This is a genomic window from Brachybacterium paraconglomeratum (assembly GCF_003994255.1).
In the GTDB taxonomy this organism is placed as follows: Bacteria; Actinomycetota; Actinomycetes; order Actinomycetales; family Dermabacteraceae; genus Brachybacterium; species Brachybacterium conglomeratum.
The window spans coordinates 526,648-542,253 of the sequence record NZ_ML133851.1; the positions used below are offsets into that span (position 1 = coordinate 526,648).

Annotated in this window: 13 protein-coding genes; 5 read left to right on the forward strand and 8 right to left on the reverse strand. The window is 73.6% G+C overall.

All coding sequences use genetic code 11. The annotated features are described in order from the left end of the window. The first annotated feature begins 53 nt into the window (after nucleotides 1-53). Nucleotides 54-896: an HAD family hydrolase gene (locus DS079_RS02380; protein WP_126984655.1), complete on the forward strand. Its 843-nt coding sequence runs from the start codon at nucleotides 54-56 to the stop codon at nucleotides 894-896. On the opposite strand, the gene DS079_RS02385 is transcribed toward DS079_RS02380, so the two are convergent. The 5 genes from DS079_RS02385 to sucC all read right to left on the reverse strand — a co-directional run bounded on the left by DS079_RS02385 (nucleotide 893) and on the right by sucC (nucleotide 6,082). Further along, the gene (locus DS079_RS02385) at nucleotides 893-1,720 is read right to left on the reverse strand and encodes a hypothetical protein (RefSeq protein WP_126984656.1); all 828 of its coding nucleotides are present in this window, start codon (nucleotides 1,718-1,720) and stop codon (nucleotides 893-895) included. The genes DS079_RS02380 and DS079_RS02385 overlap by 4 nt on opposite strands. A gap of 113 nt (nucleotides 1,721-1,833) precedes the next feature. Then, entirely contained in the window at nucleotides 1,834-2,850 is a 1,017-nt protein-coding gene (locus DS079_RS02390; RefSeq protein WP_164736072.1) for a C40 family peptidase, read from the reverse strand. A gap of 189 nt (nucleotides 2,851-3,039) precedes the next feature. Then, entirely contained in the window at nucleotides 3,040-3,759 is a 720-nt protein-coding gene (locus DS079_RS02395; protein ID WP_126984657.1) for a metal-dependent transcriptional regulator, read from the reverse strand. A gap of 250 nt (nucleotides 3,760-4,009) precedes the next feature. After that, nucleotides 4,010-4,900 (reverse strand): succinate--CoA ligase subunit alpha, encoded by an 891-nt coding sequence (gene sucD / locus DS079_RS02400; protein ID WP_126984658.1) that lies wholly within the window; start codon nucleotides 4,898-4,900, stop codon nucleotides 4,010-4,012. A 12-nt stretch (nucleotides 4,901-4,912) separates the two neighbouring features. Beyond that, entirely contained in the window at nucleotides 4,913-6,082 is a 1,170-nt protein-coding gene (gene sucC / locus DS079_RS02405; protein WP_010551240.1) for an ADP-forming succinate--CoA ligase subunit beta, read from the reverse strand. Nucleotides 6,083-6,270: 188 nt separating this feature from the next. Between sucC and DS079_RS02410 the strand changes: the two genes are divergently transcribed. From DS079_RS02410 to DS079_RS02420, 3 genes are all read left to right on the forward strand, one after another. Continuing rightward, nucleotides 6,271-6,594, forward strand: coding sequence for a hypothetical protein (locus DS079_RS02410; protein ID WP_010551239.1), 324 nt, complete (start codon nucleotides 6,271-6,273; stop codon nucleotides 6,592-6,594). Between the two features lie 13 nt (nucleotides 6,595-6,607). Then, nucleotides 6,608-7,252: a hypothetical protein gene (locus tag DS079_RS02415; protein WP_126984659.1), complete on the forward strand. Its 645-nt coding sequence runs from the start codon at nucleotides 6,608-6,610 to the stop codon at nucleotides 7,250-7,252. A 374-nt stretch (nucleotides 7,253-7,626) separates the two neighbouring features. Further along, nucleotides 7,627-10,443: a multicopper oxidase domain-containing protein gene (locus DS079_RS02420; protein WP_126984660.1), complete on the forward strand. Its 2,817-nt coding sequence runs from the start codon at nucleotides 7,627-7,629 to the stop codon at nucleotides 10,441-10,443. A 32-nt stretch (nucleotides 10,444-10,475) separates the two neighbouring features. On the opposite strand, the gene DS079_RS02425 is transcribed toward DS079_RS02420, so the two are convergent. Both DS079_RS02425 and DS079_RS02430 read right to left on the reverse strand, forming a co-directional pair. Continuing rightward, on the reverse strand, nucleotides 10,476-13,334 hold the full coding sequence (locus DS079_RS02425) for a UvrD-helicase domain-containing protein (protein ID WP_126984661.1): 2,859 nt from the start codon (nucleotides 13,332-13,334) through the stop codon (nucleotides 10,476-10,478). Between the two features lie 153 nt (nucleotides 13,335-13,487). Then, complete coding sequence (locus DS079_RS02430; RefSeq protein ID WP_126984662.1) at nucleotides 13,488-13,823, reverse strand: hypothetical protein; 336 nt, start codon at nucleotides 13,821-13,823, stop codon at nucleotides 13,488-13,490. Nucleotides 13,824-13,883: 60 nt separating this feature from the next. Here DS079_RS02430 and DS079_RS02435 point away from each other — a divergent pair, with 60 nt between their 5' ends. Next, complete coding sequence (locus tag DS079_RS02435) at nucleotides 13,884-15,029, forward strand: lysylphosphatidylglycerol synthase domain-containing protein (RefSeq protein WP_241237516.1); 1,146 nt, start codon at nucleotides 13,884-13,886, stop codon at nucleotides 15,027-15,029. Nucleotides 15,030-15,099: 70 nt separating this feature from the next. Here DS079_RS02435 and DS079_RS02440 read toward each other — a convergent pair whose 3' ends face one another. After that, nucleotides 15,100-15,603, reverse strand: a complete 504-nt coding sequence (locus tag DS079_RS02440) for a hypothetical protein (RefSeq protein ID WP_126984663.1) — start codon at nucleotides 15,601-15,603, stop codon at nucleotides 15,100-15,102. Nucleotides 15,604-15,606 lie beyond the last annotated feature (3 nt).

Consider the following 15,606-nt stretch of genomic DNA (forward strand, 5'->3'; position numbering starts at 1 on the left):
GCGCCGCCCCTCGCCTAGGCTGAGGGTCCCGTCCGTCCCACCCCAGGAGCGTCGTGTCCTCGTCCGCCCCCTCCCGCCGCCGTGCCGCCTTCCTCGACTTCGACGGCACCCTCGCCGAGAGCGGGATCGTCCCGCGCGCCCAGGCCGAGGCGGTGCTCGCCGCCCGCGCGGCCGGCCATGCGGTCCTGCTGAGCACCGGGCGGCCCGCCTCGATCGTCGCCTCCGACGTCGCCGCGCTGTTCGACGGCATGATCACCTCGGCGGGCGGGCACATTCGGATCGGTGACGAGCTGCTGCGCGATGTGCGCTTCCCCGCCGCGCTCGCCCGGCGCACGGTCGAGGTGCTCGAGGCGCACGGCGCCGCCTACGCGCTCGAAGCGCCCGAGGCGCTGTGGTGCTCGGCCTCGTCGGCCGATCGGCTCGAGCGTCGTCGCCGCGGGGCGCCCGTCCCCTCCGCGGGCGAGCTGGGGCGGGGCTTCGCCGACATCCTCGAGGCGATCTCGGTGCCCGAGGATCCGGCCGCCGTCTCCTTCGCGAAGATCTCGGTGTGGAGCTCGCCGGTGCCGATCGAACAGCTCGCCGCGGAGGTCGGCCCCGAGGTCGGGGCGCTGCCGAACTCGATCTCGGAGGACGGCCGCGGCTCCGGGGAGCTGCACCTCGCCGAGGTCGACAAGGCCGACGGGCTGCGCCTGGCGGCCGAGCACCTGGGGGTGGGCATCGAGGACACGGTCGCGGTGGGCGACGGGGCGAACGATCTGGGGATGCTGCGGGCCGCGGGCACGGGAGTCGCCATCCGCGGTTCCCGTCCCGAGGTGCTCGCCGCGGCGGACATGGAGGTCGCTCCCCCGTCCGGGCACGGCGTGGAGGAGGCGTTCGCCCGCCTCGGCATGCTCTAGCTGCTGCGGCGCAGCCCGATCAGCACGAGCCCCGCGGCGGCGACCAGTGCCCCGGCCCCGAGCATGATGACGCCCTGGGGCATCACCTCGGCGGCGAAGCGCTGCTCGAAGACCTGCACGATCGGGCCGAGGAAGACCGCCTGGTCGACGGCATCGGGGACGAGGCCCTCGATGCGGGTGGTGAGCAGCCAGGTCGCGAGCCCGGCGAGCACGGCGCCGATCCCGGCGAGGGTGAGCATGAGGCGACGGTGCCCGGCGACGAGGACCGCGAGCACGGCCAGTCCCAGGGCGATCGGCCCGGTCCGGTGCGCCCAGGGGTCCAGTACGGTGGCGCGGTGCAGCAGCGGCACGTCGGGGATGCTGGCGAGGGTCACGCTCGCCTCCCCCGGGCGGGGAAGGTCGTCGATCAGCGGCAGGGTGTCCTCGACCCCGGTGAGCAGGGAGTCGATGAGCGGCAGCAGGTCCACGTCCAGGGGCGAGGCGCCGGGGGTGAACAGCGCACCGTGCAGCTCGACCATCGCCCGGTCCCACACCTCCGTATAGGCCTCGGTGCCGGTGAGCTTCGGGGCCTGCTCCTGGAGGAGCGGCGTGGCCCGGTCGGCGACGACGCCGGGGACGAGCTCGTGGTCCAGCGCCTCGTCCACGGCGCTGTCGGTGAGGGAGCGCTGCAGGGTGGCGTCCTCGGCGAGCGGCTGGGTGATCGAGAGGAACCCCTCCTGGTCCACGACGTTGCGCTCGATCCATGCGCCGGGCAGCCAGAGGGCACCGAGCAGCGTCGCCGCAGTCAGCAGCAGGACGGAGAGCAGGTCGCGCAGGGAGGACACCAGGACACGGTACCGCCGTGCGTCTCGTCCGTCGCCGTGTCCTCCCCCACGCACGACGACGGCCCCGCCGCGCCCGAGAGGGGCGCGACGGGACCGTCGAGGGGCAGGGTCGATCAGCCGCCGATGCGGATGAAGGTCCAGCTGCCGGAGTAGATGTTGCGCTCGGAGGTGTCCACGCGGCTGTTGCCGGCGTCGACGAACTGGTTGCCACCGGCGTAGATGCCGATGTGACCGGGCTTGTAGACGAGGTCGCCGGGGCGGGCCTCGGAGCGCGGGATCACGGTGCCGGCGGCGGCCTGGTCGCCCGCGCCGCGGGGAAGGCTGATGCCGTGCTGGGCGTAGACCCACTGCACGAAGCCGGAGCAGTCCCATCCCGACGGGGAGGTGCCGCCGTAGACGTAGGGGGTGCCGATGCCGGAGCGGGCGGTGGCGAGGATGGAGCTGCCCTTGGCGGCGGAGGGAGCCGGGGCGGACTCCTCCTGCTCCTCGGAGGAGCTGCTCTCGGAGCGCTCGGAGCTGCGGGACTCGTCCGCGCTGCTCTCCTGCTGCTCGTCCTCGGCCGGCTCCTCGCGCTCGTTGGAGCGGGAGGAGGTCTCCGCGGAGTCGTCCTCGCGGGTCTCGGTCTGCTCCTCGGCGGGCTCGGTCTCCTGCGCCTCGGCCTGCTCCTGCTCGGCCTGCTCCTGCTCGGCCTCCTCCTGCGCGGCCTGCTCGGCGGCCTCGCGCTCGGCGGCCTCGGCGGCGGCGATCTCCTCGGCGGCCTCGGCGGCGGCGATCTCCTCGGCGGCCTCGGCGGCGGCGATCTCCTCGGCGGTCGGGCCGACCTCGACGGAGAAGGCGGTGCCGGCGGCGGGGGCGAGGGCGGCGACGGCGGCCTCGTCCCCGGCGCCCTCAGCATCCTCGGCACCGCCCGCAGCGGGGATGCCGACGGCGGGGGCGGCGACGGCGGGCAGCACCGCGGCGCCGGCGTCGGCGCGGGGGGCCTCGGCCTGCGGCTCGGCGGTCGCGGCGGCGGCGCCGCCGAACAGCATCGCCGCGGCCATCGCCGCTCCGGCCCCGGCGCGCCCGGCGCGGGAGACGGGGGTGACGGTGCGCATGGCGCGGCGGTGGGTGTGGTGCACGGTGTTCGACACGAATTGCTCCCAGCCCCGGGCTCAGCCCCCGCGCGTGGTCACGTCTCGCACCCTGTTCTCCGGTGCGCGGTGGGGCTTCCGGAAGGGATGTCGCGGACCTCTGCGCCGCGACACGCCCTCGAGACTAAGGCCTGGTCGCGCCCTCGTCAGGGTGACTGGAAGCTTCTGGGGAAGGGCTTGACGGAGGCTTTACCCGGCGTCGAGCGGGGTCACGTGGAGCTGATCGGCGTCGAGGTCGCCGAGAGCGACCTCCCCGTCCTCGGGGCCCCGGACGACGACGCTCGCACCGACCCGCTCCACCGACAGCTCCGCGCCGGGAAGGATGCCGTGACGTGCGAGTTCTGCGAGGAGCTCGACATCGCTCTGGAGCCGCTCGCCGATCCGCTCGAGGCGGACCTCGCGGCTCTGGCCGTCCTCGACCGCGACGCGCAGCTCCTGGGCCGCGGAGGACTCGTCTTTACCCTCTCCCGTGGCCTGGGTCTCCTCGATGCCGAGGGCGGCGAGGCCGGGGATCGGGTTGCCGTAGGGGTCGACGTAGGGCGGGGCGATCTGGCGGGCGAGGCGCTTCTCGACCTCGAGGCTCATCACATGCTCCCAGCGGCACGCCTCCTCGTGGACGTGGGCGTAGTCCAGCCCGATCACGTCCAGCAGGTGCCGCTCGGCGAGTCGGTGCTTGCGCATGACGTCGGTGGCGACCTCGGTGCCCTCGGCGGTGAGCCGGATGCGCCGCTGGTCGTCGAGGTGGAGCAGCCCGTCGCGCTCCATCCGGGCGACGGTCTGGGACACGGTGGGTCCGGAGTGGCCGAGCCGCTCGGCGATGCGGGCGCGCATCGGGGCGATCCCCGCCTCGTGGAGCTCGAACACCGTCTTCAGATACATCTCGGTGGTGTCGATGAGATCTCCGGACACAGGCCCCTCCTCGGTCAGCGCGACTGGCGACGTCCAGCTTATCCGGCGCGCCGACATCAGGCGCGCAGTTCGCCCCGGGCCGAGCCGGGCCGCACGGCGCTCTCTCACCGGCCCCTCCCCCGGACGGCGACGTGCCCCGGACCCACATGGGTCCGGGGCACGTCGGTCTCGCGCTCACCAGCGCCGAGCCGCAGGGATCAGGGTGTCTTGATGCCTGATCTCCTGCCGCTCGTTCCGCGCAGCACGTCGATCAGGAGAGGCCCTTGATGATCTCGCGCATGAGATCGGCGGTCTCGGTGGGGGTCTTGCCCACCTTGACGCCGGCGGCCTCGAGGGCCTCCTTCTTCGCCTGCGCGGTGCCGGCGGAGCCGGACACGATCGCGCCGGCGTGGCCCATCGTCTTGCCCTCGGGGGCGGTGAAGCCCGCGACGTAGCCGACGACCGGCTTGGTGACGTTGGCCTTGATGTACTCGGCCGCGCGCTCCTCGGCGTCGCCGCCGATCTCGCCGATCATGACGATGCCGGCGGTGTCGGGGTCGGCCTCGAAGGCCTTCAGCGCATCGATGTGGGTGGTGCCGATGACCGGGTCGCCGCCGATGCCGATGGCGGTGGTGAAGCCGATGTCGGCCAGCTCGTACATCATCTGGTAGGTCAGGGTGCCGGACTTGGAGACCAGGCCCAGCTTGCCCGCACCGGTGATGTTCGAGGGGGTGATGCCCGCGTTCGACTTGCCGGGGCTGATCAGGCCCGGGCAGTTCGGCCCGATGATGCGGGTCGCGCCCTTGGCCTGCGAGTAGTTGAAGAACTCGGCGGAGTCCTTGACCGGGATGCCCTCGGTGATGATCACCAGGAGCGGGATCTCGGCGTCGATCGCCTCGATCGCGGCAGACTTGGCGAACTTCGGCGGCACGAAGACCACCGAGACGTTCGCGCCGGTGGCCTCCATGGCCTCCGCCACGGTGCCGAAGACGGGCACCTCGGCGCCGCCCTCGAAGGACACGGACTGGCCGGCCTTGCGCGGGTTCACGCCGCCGACGATGTTCGTGCCGGAGTCGAGCATGCGCTGGGAGTGCTTCATGCCCTCCGAGCCCGTCATGCCCTGGACGATGACCTTGCTGTTCTCATCAAGGAAGATAGACATGTCGGGTGCTGCTCACTTTCCTGCGGCGGCGGCCTCGGCGACCTTCGCGGCGCCGCCGTCCATGGTGTCGGCCTGGGTGACGAGGGGGTGGGCGAAGTCCGCGAGGATCTTGCGACCCTCCTCGACGTTGTTGCCGTCGAGGCGGACGACGAGCGGCTTGGTCGCCGCGTCGCCGAGCTTCTTCAGGGCGCCGACGATGCCGTTGGCGACCGCATCGCACGCGGTGATGCCGCCGAAGACGTTGACGAACACGGCCGAGACCTGCTCGTCGCCGAGGATCACGTCGAGGCCGTTGGCCATGACCTCGGCGCTCGCACCGCCGCCGATGTCCAGGAAGTTCGCGGGCTTGACGCCGTGCTTCTCGCCGGCGTAGGCGACCACGTCGAGGGTGGACATGACCAGCCCCGCGCCGTTGCCGATGATGCCGACCTCGCCGTCGAGCTTGACGTAGTTGAGGTCCAGGGCCTTCGCCTTGGTCTCCAGCGGGTCCTCGGAGGTGACGTCGACGAGCTCGGCGTGGGCCTCGTGGCGGAACTCGGCGTTGTCGTCCAGGGTGATCTTGCCGTCCAGCGCGACGATGTCGCCGGCGCCGGTCTTGACCAGCGGGTTGACCTCGACGAGGGTCGCGTCCTCCTCGCGGTAGACGTCCCACAGCTTCTGCAGCACGGGGGCGACCTTCGCGCCGGTCTCGGCGTCGAACTTCGCGGCCTCGACGATCTCCTTCGCCTTGGCCTCGTCGATCCCGACGTTCGGGTCGACGGCCACGCGGGCGAGGGCCTCGGGCCGCTCGACGGCGAGCTGCTCGATCTCCATGCCGCCCTCGACCGAGCACATGGCCAGGTAGTTGCGGTTGGCGCGGTCCAGCAGGAGCGAGAAGTAGTACTCCTCGGCGATGTCCGCACCGGCCGCGATCATCACGCGGTGCACGGTGTGGCCCTTGATGTCCATGCCGAGGATCTCGGAGGCCTTCTGCTCCGCCTCCTCGGGGGACTTGGCGACCTTCACGCCGCCGGCCTTGCCACGACCACCGGTCTTCACCTGGGCCTTGACGACGACGACCGGGGTGCCGAGCTTCTCTGCGCCGGCCTTGGCGGCTGCGGGGTCCTCCGCGACGACTCCTCCGAGCACGGGCACGCCGTGCTTCTCGAAGAGATCGCGGGCCTGGTACTCATACAGGTCCACGGGGTGCTTTTCCTCTCGATGTCGGCAGTGGGCGGCAGGCCGCACTGGCCTCGATGCCACCCCTGGGAACACCGCCAGGGTAACGCGTCCGCAGGCCCAGGCGGTCACGGGCCATGGCAGGGAGCCGACTGTGGCGCGACTCTCATCTCGTCCGGCTCGCGTCCAGGCGCCGCGTCTACGATGGGACGATGAGCCGCCGTTCCCGCAGCCTCGTCCAGCGCGTGCGAGACCACCTCGGATTCAGCATCGTCGCCATCGGGGTGCTGTTCATCGTGCTGCGCCTGCTGGGCATGCGCTCGACCCTGGGCGGCTTCGTGCTGTCCGTGGGCATCACCCTCGCGCTGAACGTCGGCCTGTCGTACTACTACGAGCGCCGCGCCCGGAACCCGCGCCCGCAGCGGGAGCCCCGCGGCGGCGGGGACATCCGCTTCCGCGAGGACGACCGGCGCCCCCGGGACGACCGACGCATCGAGCACCTGGACCCGCGGGACCGCGGCGACTGGCACCGCTGAGGCGAGGAGAGCCATGGCCGACTGGAAGACCTACGTGAAGGCGGCGCGGAACACCGCCCGCAAGCAGGCCCCTGCCGCGAAGGACGCCGCCCGGAGGGCCGGTGACCGCGCCGGCGGCTATGTGCGCGCCGCCGGCCGCGCGGTCGACGAGGGCTGGCGCGAGGACGAGCCGCGCGCGTCGGCCGGAGCCGACGAGAGCGACGAGCGCCGGGAGCCGAGGAGCGAGCGGACCCGCGAGAACTCTTCGGCCGACGTCCGCGAGCGTTCCTCGGCCGACGACCGCGGGCACGACCCCCGCGGCGACCGACCCCGCGAGCGCGACACGGACGGCGGGACGCGCACCGCTCAGCGCCCCCGCCCCTCCGGTGAGGAGCTGCGTCGCGAGGCCGCCGCGTACTACGCCGTCGCGAGCCGGCACGTCGAGCGCGCGAACATGTTCCCGCGCATCATGCGCGCCCTGCGCGACGCCCTGCTGATCGGACTCTCCCTGGTGGTGATCTGGGCGGTGCTCGCCGCCGCCGGGATCCCGATCCCCTTCACCACCGTGCTGATCGCCGTGGGGCTGATCGTGGTGGTGAGCTTCGGCGCGGGCCTGTACGCGCAGTGGAAGCGCAGCAGGGAGCGGCTCGATCAGGCCGAGGATCCCCGCGACCGCTGAGCACGCGTCGAGCGCTGCGCGCACCGCTCCCGAGTGAGCATCGGTCCGCCCCGCCCGGGACACATGACGTCGTGACCGTGACGCGGCGGCCCGAGCGGCCGAGCGCCGTGCTCTGACGTCGGGACCATGGCCGGACGGAGCGTCCTCGGCCGGTCCTAGCCTGGAACGGTCCCTGCCCGTTCCCGACCGGTCGCCTGCCGCCCGGACCGGGATCACGCCTGAGGTGGTCCTGCACCGTGCCGTCCTCCCCTGTCCCGTCGGCTCCCGGGCCGTCATCCTCCGAGCCGTCCTCCCCCGCTCCTGACCCTCGTCCCTCCAGGCGCTCCCCCGCCACCGGGCGCGGTGCCTGGCACCGGCGTGCCGCCCGCCCCGTGATGGGCTGGATGCTCGCGCTGGTCGTGGTGGTCCTGGTGCACCAGTGGCTGCCGCAGGCCCGCTGGCTGATGGTCCACATGGTCACGCTGGGACTGATCACCACCTCGATCATGGTCTGGGGGCAGCACTTCGCCGAGGCGCTGCTGAAGACCCGCCTGGGCGAGGAGTCCCGCCCGCGTCAGCTGGCGAGGCTGCGGCTGCTCACCGCCGGGGTGGTGGCGACGATCGCCGGAATGCTGCCGGGATGGCCGTGGCTGGTGGTGCTCGGCGCGCTGGCGGTCTCCGCGGCGCTCCTCTGGTATGCCGCCGCGCTCGGCGCGCAGATCCGGGCCGCGCTCGCGCCGCGCTTCGCGTTCACGGTCCGAGCGTACGTCGCCGCGGCCTGCCTGCTTCCCGTCGGCGCGATGCTCGGCGCGGTGATGGCGTTCAGCCCGGGCGAGCCCTGGCAGGGACGGCTGATGCTCGCCCACCAGATCGTGAACGTGCTGGGCTTCGTGGGCCTGACCGTGACCGGGACGCTGCTGACCCTGTGGCCCACCGTGCTGCGCACGCGCATCGAGCTCGCCGCGGCGACCCGGGCCGCGGGCGGGCTGCTGGGCATGTTCCTGGCCGTCCTCGGCGCGGTCGCCGGGGCGCTGATCGGCTCGACCCTGCTGGGCTGCGCGGCGCTGCTCGCCTATCTCGGCTCCTTCGCCTGGGTCGCGGTGACGCTCGTGCGGGTCGGGGTGCGCGGCGTGCGCCAGGAGCGCCGGGTGCCGCTCGCCCCCTTCCCGATCCTGTCGATCACCGCGGGGACGGGCTGGTTCGCGCTGACCACCGCCGGGCTGCTGGTGATGTGGTGGCGCTCGGCCGATGCGCAGATGGCGAGCTCCCTCGTCGCCGCCGACGTGCAGCAGCTCACCGTCCCCTTCGTCGCCGGCTTCCTGCTGCAGGTGCTGCTGGGGGCGATGAGCCATCTGCTGCCGGTGACCCTGGGCGGCGGCCCCCGCGCGACGACGGCGGCGCTGGCGGTGATGAGCCGCGGCGCGGTGCTGCGCGTGGTCGCGTACAACCTCGTCGTGGCCCTGTTCGTGCTCGCCGAGCGGGGCACGGCCGGCTCCGGGGCGCTGTTCTCCGCGCTCACGCTCGGCACCGCGGAGGTCGCGGGCTTCGGCTCGCTCTCCCGGGTGCTCCTCTCCCTGCTCGGCTTCGCGGTGCTGGTGAGCTTCGTGGTGCTGCTGGTCCTCGCGGTGCGGACGAGCTCGCGGCTGCGCGGCACCGCCGTGCCGCTGCCGACACCGAGCCGCCCCGAGGCCGCCGCATCGGTCTCCCCCGCGCGCAGCGAGCTGCCGTCGCCGTCGGTCGGCCCGTCGCCTTCCGTCGGCCCGCCGACGGGGTCCAGGACCGGGCCCGCTCCCGCCGCCGCAGCGCCCATGGACCGACGCGCGCTGACCGGCGCGCTGCTGGGCCTCGGCTCCGTGCTCGGGGCGACCGCGCTCGGCGGCTCCCTGGACCGCTCCCAGGGCTCGATCCCCGACGCCGCCGGCACCGCGGGCGCCGCCGCGGTGACGCCCACCGGGGAGACCACCACGATCTCGGTGTCCATGGCCGAGATGCGGTTCACGCCCGACCGGCTCGAGGTCCCCGCCGGGAACGCCCTGGTCATCGAGCTGAGCAACGACGATCCGCACGACGTGCACGACCTCGTGCTCGCCACCGGCGCGACCTCGGGGCGCCTGCAGCCGGGAGAGTCGACGGTCCTCGACGGCGGCGTGGTCGCCCATGACATGGAGGGATGGTGCTCGATCGTCGGCCATCGCGCGATGGGCATGACGCTGAGCATCGTCGCGACCGGTGCCGCGGCGGGCACGGCCGCCGACGGGGGCGCCGTGGCCGCGGGGTCCGGGGCCGACGAGCTCGCCCGCGTGGGCGCCGACATGATGGCCGCCCCCGGACCGGACGTCGCCGTGCGCGACGCGCGCCTCCCCGCCGCGACGGGTCCGCAGCAGCGGGTCACCCTGGAGGTCGACGAGGTCGCCGCGGAGATCGCACCGGGCGTGACCATGGACGCGATGACCTACGGCGGCACCGTCGTCGGGCCGGTGCTGCGCTCCGAGCTCGGGGCGCGCCTGACCGTCGACCTGGTGAACAACGGGTCGATGGGTCACTCCCTCGACCTGCACGCGGGCCGCGTCTCCCCCGACGAGGCGATGCGCACGATCCCGCCGGGCGAGCGGCTCGAGTACCCGATCGCCACCGATCATGCGGGGATCTGGCTCTACCACTGCTCGACCATGCCGATGTCGGTGCACCTGGCCGCCGGGATGGTGGGGGCGCTCGTGGTCCCGCCGCCGGAGCTCGCCGCCGCCGACCGGGAGTACGTGCTGGTGCAGTCGGAGCACTATCTCGTGCCGGCCGGCGCCACCGGCTCCGAGTCGGCGACGCATGAGGGCGCCCTGCCGGTCAGCGCCCCGAAGATCGCCGCGGAGCGCCCCGACCTCACCGTCTTCAACGGCCACGCCACCCAGTACGTCCACGCGCCGCTCGAGGCGCGGGTGGGCGAGCGGGTGCGTCTGTGGGTGCTCGCTGCGGGCCCGTCGCGCGGGATCTCCTTCCACGTGGTGGGCGGGGTGTTCGACACCGTGTTCAAGGAGGGCGCCTATCTGCTGCGTCCCGAGCACGGGGACGGCGGCGGGGCGCAGGCCCTCGATCTCGCCGCGGCCCAGGGCGGGTTCGTGGAGCTGGTCTTCGACGAGCCCGGCACCTACACCGCCGTGAACCACTCCTTCGTCGAGATGGAGCGAGGCGCCCGGGCCCTGATCCGCGTCACGGCCTGAGCCGCGCCGTCCGTCCCTCCCCCGCGCCCTGATCAGAGCTTGGTCAGCGGGGCGTAGCGCAGCAGCAGGCGCTTGCGACCGTGGGGATCGCGGAACTGGACCTCGACCTGCGTCTTGTCGCCCTGCCCGGAGACCTCCGCGACCGTGCCCATCCCGAAGGAGTCGTGGGTGACGCGGTCGCCGACGGCGAGCTGCGGGAGCTTGTCCGTGGGCGTCGCTGTGCGACCGGAGCCGAAGCTGGGGCGCTTCACGTCGGAGCGGCCGCCGCCGACCCCGCCGCTGAAGGACGGCCCCCGCCCCCCGCCGCGACCGCCGCCGAAGCCGGAGCCGCCGGAGAAGCCTCCGCCGCCGAACCCGGCACCGCCGAGGGTCGAGCCGGCGCGCGCCACGTCCAGGACCTCCTCCGGCACCTCGTCGAGGAAGCGGCTGGCGGGCATGTACTGGGACTGGCCCCACATCGAGCGCATCTGCGCGCGGGTGAGATAGAGCTTCTCGCGGGCGCGGGTGATGCCCACGTAGGCCAATCGCCGCTCCTCCTCGAGCTCGTCGGGATCCTGGAGCGTGCGGTTGTGGGGGAAGGTGCCGTCCTCCATGCCGGTGAGGAACACGACCGGGAACTCGAGACCCTTGGCGGTGTGCAGGGTCATGAGGGTGACGAACTGGTCCTCCTCCCCCGGCAGCTGGTCGGCGTCCGCGACGAGGGAGACCTTCTCCAGGAAGCGGTCCACGAGGCTCGCCTCGGGATCGTCCGGCGCGGTCAGCGTCGCATCCGGGGCGATGTCGCCGCCGACGGGGTCGGACGCGGGGGCCGCTCCGGCGACGACGACGCCGGACGCCTCGGGGACCGCGTCCGCGGAGCCCGCCGCGGCTGCATCCGCTGTGCCCTCGGCGGCTGCATCCTCCTCGGCCTCGGCGGCGCCTTCCGCGCCCCCGGCCGCGGCGTCGTCGCCCTCCTCGTCCTCCATCTCGCTGGCGAGCGCGTCGAGCTCCTCCATCTGCGCCTCGAACTCCGCGGCCACGCTGATCAGCTCGGCGAGGTTCTCCAGGCGGGACTCGTCCTGCGGGTCGTCGCTGCCCTGCAGCTCGGCGTAGTAGCCGGAGCGGGTGAGGATCGCCTCGAGCAGCTCGGCGGGGCCATCGCCGCGCTCGGCCATCGCCTGCAGGTCCTCGAGCATCGCCACGAAGGTGCGCACGGCGTTCAGCGAGCGGGTCGCGATGCCCGGCGCCTCCTCCGCGCGGCGCAGCGCCTCCCCGAAGCCGATCCGGTCCCTCTCGGCGAGCATGGCGATCGCGGCCTCGGCGCGGTCGCCGATCCCGCGCTTGGGGACGTTGAGGATGCGGCGCAGGTTGATCTCGTCGGCGGGGTTGGCGAGCACCTGCAGGTAGGCGATCGCGTCCTTGATCTCGCGCCGCTCGTAGAAGCGCGTGCCGCCCACGACGCGGTACGGCAGGCCCACGCGGATCAGCTGGTCCTCCAGCGCCCGGGACTGGGCGTTGGCGCGGTAGAAGATCGCGATGTCCCCGGCGCGGCGGCCGTCGTCCACGAGCGCGTCGATCTGGCGGCCGATGTAGCGGGCCTCGGACTGCTCGTCGTCGGCGACGTAGAGGGTGATCTGCTCGCCCTCGCCCTGGTCGGTCCAGAGGTTCTTCTCGCGGCGGCCCTGGTTCTCCTCGATCACGGCGTTCGCGGCGGTGAGGATGTTCTGGGTCGAGCGGTAGTTCTGCTCCAGCACGATGGTGCGCGCGGAGGGGAAGTCCTGCTCGAACTCGATGATGTTGCGGATCGTGGCGCCGCGGAAGGCGTAGATCGACTGGTCGGAGTCGCCCACCACGGTGAGATCGGCGTGCGGGTCCTCCCCCACCAGCTCGCGCACCAGCTGGTACTGGGCGGTGTTGGTGTCCTGGTACTCGTCCACCAGCAGGTGGCGGAAGCGGCGCCGGTAGCCCTCGCGGATCGCGGGGTTCTCGCGCAGCAGCGCGACGGTCAGGCCGATCAGGTCGTCGAAGTCGACGGCGTTGGCCTGGCGCAGGCGCTCGGTGTAGTTCGTGAAGATCTTCGCGAGCGTCTTCTCGAACGGGTTCTTCGCGCTCTCGGCCTGATCGGCGAAGTCGATCGGGTCCACGAGGTCGTTCTTCAGCGTCGAGATGCGGGAGGCGAGCGCGCGGGGGGCGTGCTTCTTGGTGTCGAGCTGGAGGTCCTTGGCGATCGTGGTGATCAGGCGCAGCGAGTCGGCGCTGTCGTAGATCGTGAAGGAGCTCTTCAGCCCGGCCGCGGCGGCGTCGCGGCGCAGGATGCGCACGCAGGCGCTGTGGAAGGTGGAGACCCACATGGAGCGGGCGGCGGGGCCGATCAGCTCCTCGACGCGCTCGCGCATCTCGGCGGCGGCCTTGTTGGTGAAGGTGATCGCGAGGATCTCGCCGGGCAGCGCCTCGCCGGCGCGCAGCAGGTGGGCGATGCGGCGGGTGAGCACGCGGGTCTTGCCGGAGCCGGCGCCGGCGACGATCAGCAGCGGGCTGCCCCGGTGCTCGACCGCCTCGCGCTGGGCGGGGTTCAGCCCGTCGACGAGCTCGGCGAGGGCGGGTGAGTCCGCCGGGACCCGCCGACGGGACGGCGCCGGGCCGGCGACGGGCGCGGGCTCCTCACGCGGCGGCTCGTCCTCGTAGGGCGGCTCCTCCTCGTACGGGGGCTCCTCGTGCTCGGGCGGCGGCTCACGGTCGAGCAGGTCCGGGGCCTCCTCCTCGTGGCGCGGCTCGCCGCCGTCGGTGCGTCCGTCGGCGCGCGCGTCGTCGTCGGCCGCGGCCCGGGAGGGCGAGGTCGAGGGCGTCACCTGCACGCCGTCCAGGCGGCGGAAGGCGTCGGGCAGCGAGAGGTCGTCGAAGAGTGAGCTCATGAGGCCTCCAGGATAGGCGCGGGGCCCGACAGCGGGTGCGCTGCCGGGCCCCGTGGGGACGGAGGGTCGCGGTGGAGGGGAGGTGGGCTCCCGTCGCCGCGCGCTCCGCCCGCGGCTCCGTCGCTCCGCGGGAGGCTCCCCGCGGGGAGCGGATCAGACGAAGACCGCCACGACGATGTTCACGATGATCGCGGTGGGGATGCCGAACCAGACGGCCGAGGGGGTCTCGGTCTGCTTCCTGTTCGCGATGTAGGCGAGGACGGTGGCGACGATCGCCAGGAGCAGCTTGATGCCGAGCTTCATGTGGTTCGGGTCGCCGCCGATGGAGACGAGGGCGGCCAGGACGATGCCGAACACGAGCGCGCCCGCGGTGGCATGGGCCATCCCCTTGTTCGGGACGCGGGTGCGGGCGGAGGCGACCCAGGTGCCGAGCGCCACGGCCCAGCAGATCATGTGCAGCACGACGAAGAGCGAGATCAGAAAGGACATGACACCATGTTAGATCCCGGGCCTGGGAACTCCAGGGGCACAGCGTGCGAGAATCACCGCATGTCAGAGGCACCTCCCGGCCCCCAGGACGCCGCACCGGAGCCCCCCGAGAGCGCAGAGCCGGCGCGGAGCACGGAGCGAACCTCGCGGGCGGGCCACAGCCCGGAGCGGCTCGCGCTGCTCACCGAGGACCTCGGCGCCGCCCCGCCGGAGCGGCCCGGCGCCGGGCGCCTGCTCGCCGCGGCAGCCTCGGGTCTGCTGGTGATCGCCCTGCTGGTCTGGGGCCTGCCGTGGGCGACCGGCGCGAGCTGGAGCGAGATCGTCGCGAGCCTGGGTGCGCTGCCGTGGTGGTCGGTGCCCGCGATGATCGTGCTCGGCGCGGGGGCGCTGCTGCTGGAGGCGATGACGGTCCGCGCCGCGGTGCCCGGCTCCCGCCCCTCCCCCGTGCTGCAGGGCCATGCCGCCTCCCAGGGCGCCGCGCTCGCCCTGCCGGGCGGGTCCGTGCTGGGCCTGGGACTGCTGGCCTGGGTCCTGCGTCGCAGCGGGATCGCCCTGCCCGTGGTGCTCACCGGCATCCTCGCCGCCTCGCTGGTCGAGATGGCGATCACCTCGGTGCTGGTGCCGCTGCTGGGCGCCGGCTCCTACCTGCTCGGCTCCGCCCTCACCCCGGCCGGCACGCTCGCCTCGGGCTGGCTGTGGGCGGCCGCCGTCGCCGCGGCCGGCGCCGTGATCGCCCTCGTCCTCAGCGCGGTGCTGCTGCGCCGCGGCGTGCTCACGGCGCTGCTCGCGCAGGCCGACGGGATGCTCCCCGCCGGGGCGTCGGCGGAGATCCTCCATCAGCGGGAGGCGCTGGTGGGGATGCTGCGGCGTCGGCTCCCCGCCCTCGCGCTGCCCACGCTCGCGGCGCGGACGCTCCAGCTCGCCGCCCTGTGGCTCGCGATCGAGTCGGTCGGCGCCGAGGTGCCCGCCCTGTTCGTCCTCGCCGTCTTCGCGCTGGGGAGGGTGCTCGCGCTGGTGCCGCTGACGCCGGGCGGCGCGGGGATCTCCGAGACGGTCAGCGGGGCGGCGCTGGTCGGCCTCGGGGTGGGCTCGGCCGACGCCGCCGCGGCGATGCTCCTGCTGCTGGTCGCGATGCTGGTGGTGCCGCTGCTGGCAGGGGCGGTCGCGGTGCCCGCGGCGCTCACGCGGACCCCTGCGCGGCGCTGACGCGTCCCACGGCGGCCGCGCGGGCGTCGTGCCAGCACCGACCGGGTCCAGGACCGGCCCGCGCCGCGGCTCAGCCCTCGTCGTCCTCGTCGAAGTCGGGGGTCTCGATGCCGAGGGCGGAGGAGGGATGCGCGAGGAACCCCTCCTGGACGCTCGGCTGCAGCGGGAAGCCGCCGATGCTCGCCCCGTGCTCGGTGCCGACGAAGGCGGGCTCGGCGGCGACGACAGCGGCGACCTCGTGCACGTGACGGCTCGCCTCCCTGCCGCGTCCCAGGAAGCCGGCGCCGGTGTAGCCGCCCATGCGGCGGCCGCTGAGCCGCTCCGCCCGGACCGCCTCCTGATCGAGTTGCCTCGCGGCCGCGCGCAGGCCCGTGGCCAGGCGTCCCAGCTCCGGATGCTCCTCGCGGATCCAGCGCTCGTGGACCCGCTCCCCGATCTCGCGGACCCCGGGCTCCTCTGCGCGACCGGCCTCGGCCAGCGTGTTCGCCAGGCGCAGGCGCAGGAGGGTGAGCCGATCCGCTCCACGGCGCTGGGCATCGGCGAGGGCTCTGAGGCCATGGGTGTCCGCGGTCATCGC

Coding starts and splice junctions, on each gene's coding strand:
- sucD (WP_126984658.1), bottom strand. CDS start 4,900: ATGTCTATCTTCCTTGATGAGAACAGCAAGGTCATCGTCCAGGGCATG.
- DS079_RS02425 (WP_126984661.1), bottom strand. CDS start 13,334: ATGAGCTCACTCTTCGACGACCTCTCGCTGCCCGACGCCTTCCGCCGC.
- DS079_RS02415 (WP_126984659.1), top strand. CDS start 6,608: ATGGCCGACTGGAAGACCTACGTGAAGGCGGCGCGGAACACCGCCCGC.
- DS079_RS02420 (WP_126984660.1), top strand. CDS start 7,627: ATGGGCTGGATGCTCGCGCTGGTCGTGGTGGTCCTGGTGCACCAGTGG.
- DS079_RS02410 (WP_010551239.1), top strand. CDS start 6,271: ATGAGCCGCCGTTCCCGCAGCCTCGTCCAGCGCGTGCGAGACCACCTC.
- DS079_RS02430 (WP_126984662.1), bottom strand. CDS start 13,823: ATGTCCTTTCTGATCTCGCTCTTCGTCGTGCTGCACATGATCTGCTGG.
- DS079_RS02435 (WP_241237516.1), top strand. CDS start 13,884: ATGTCAGAGGCACCTCCCGGCCCCCAGGACGCCGCACCGGAGCCCCCC.
- DS079_RS02440 (WP_126984663.1), bottom strand. CDS start 15,603: ATGACCGCGGACACCCATGGCCTCAGAGCCCTCGCCGATGCCCAGCGC.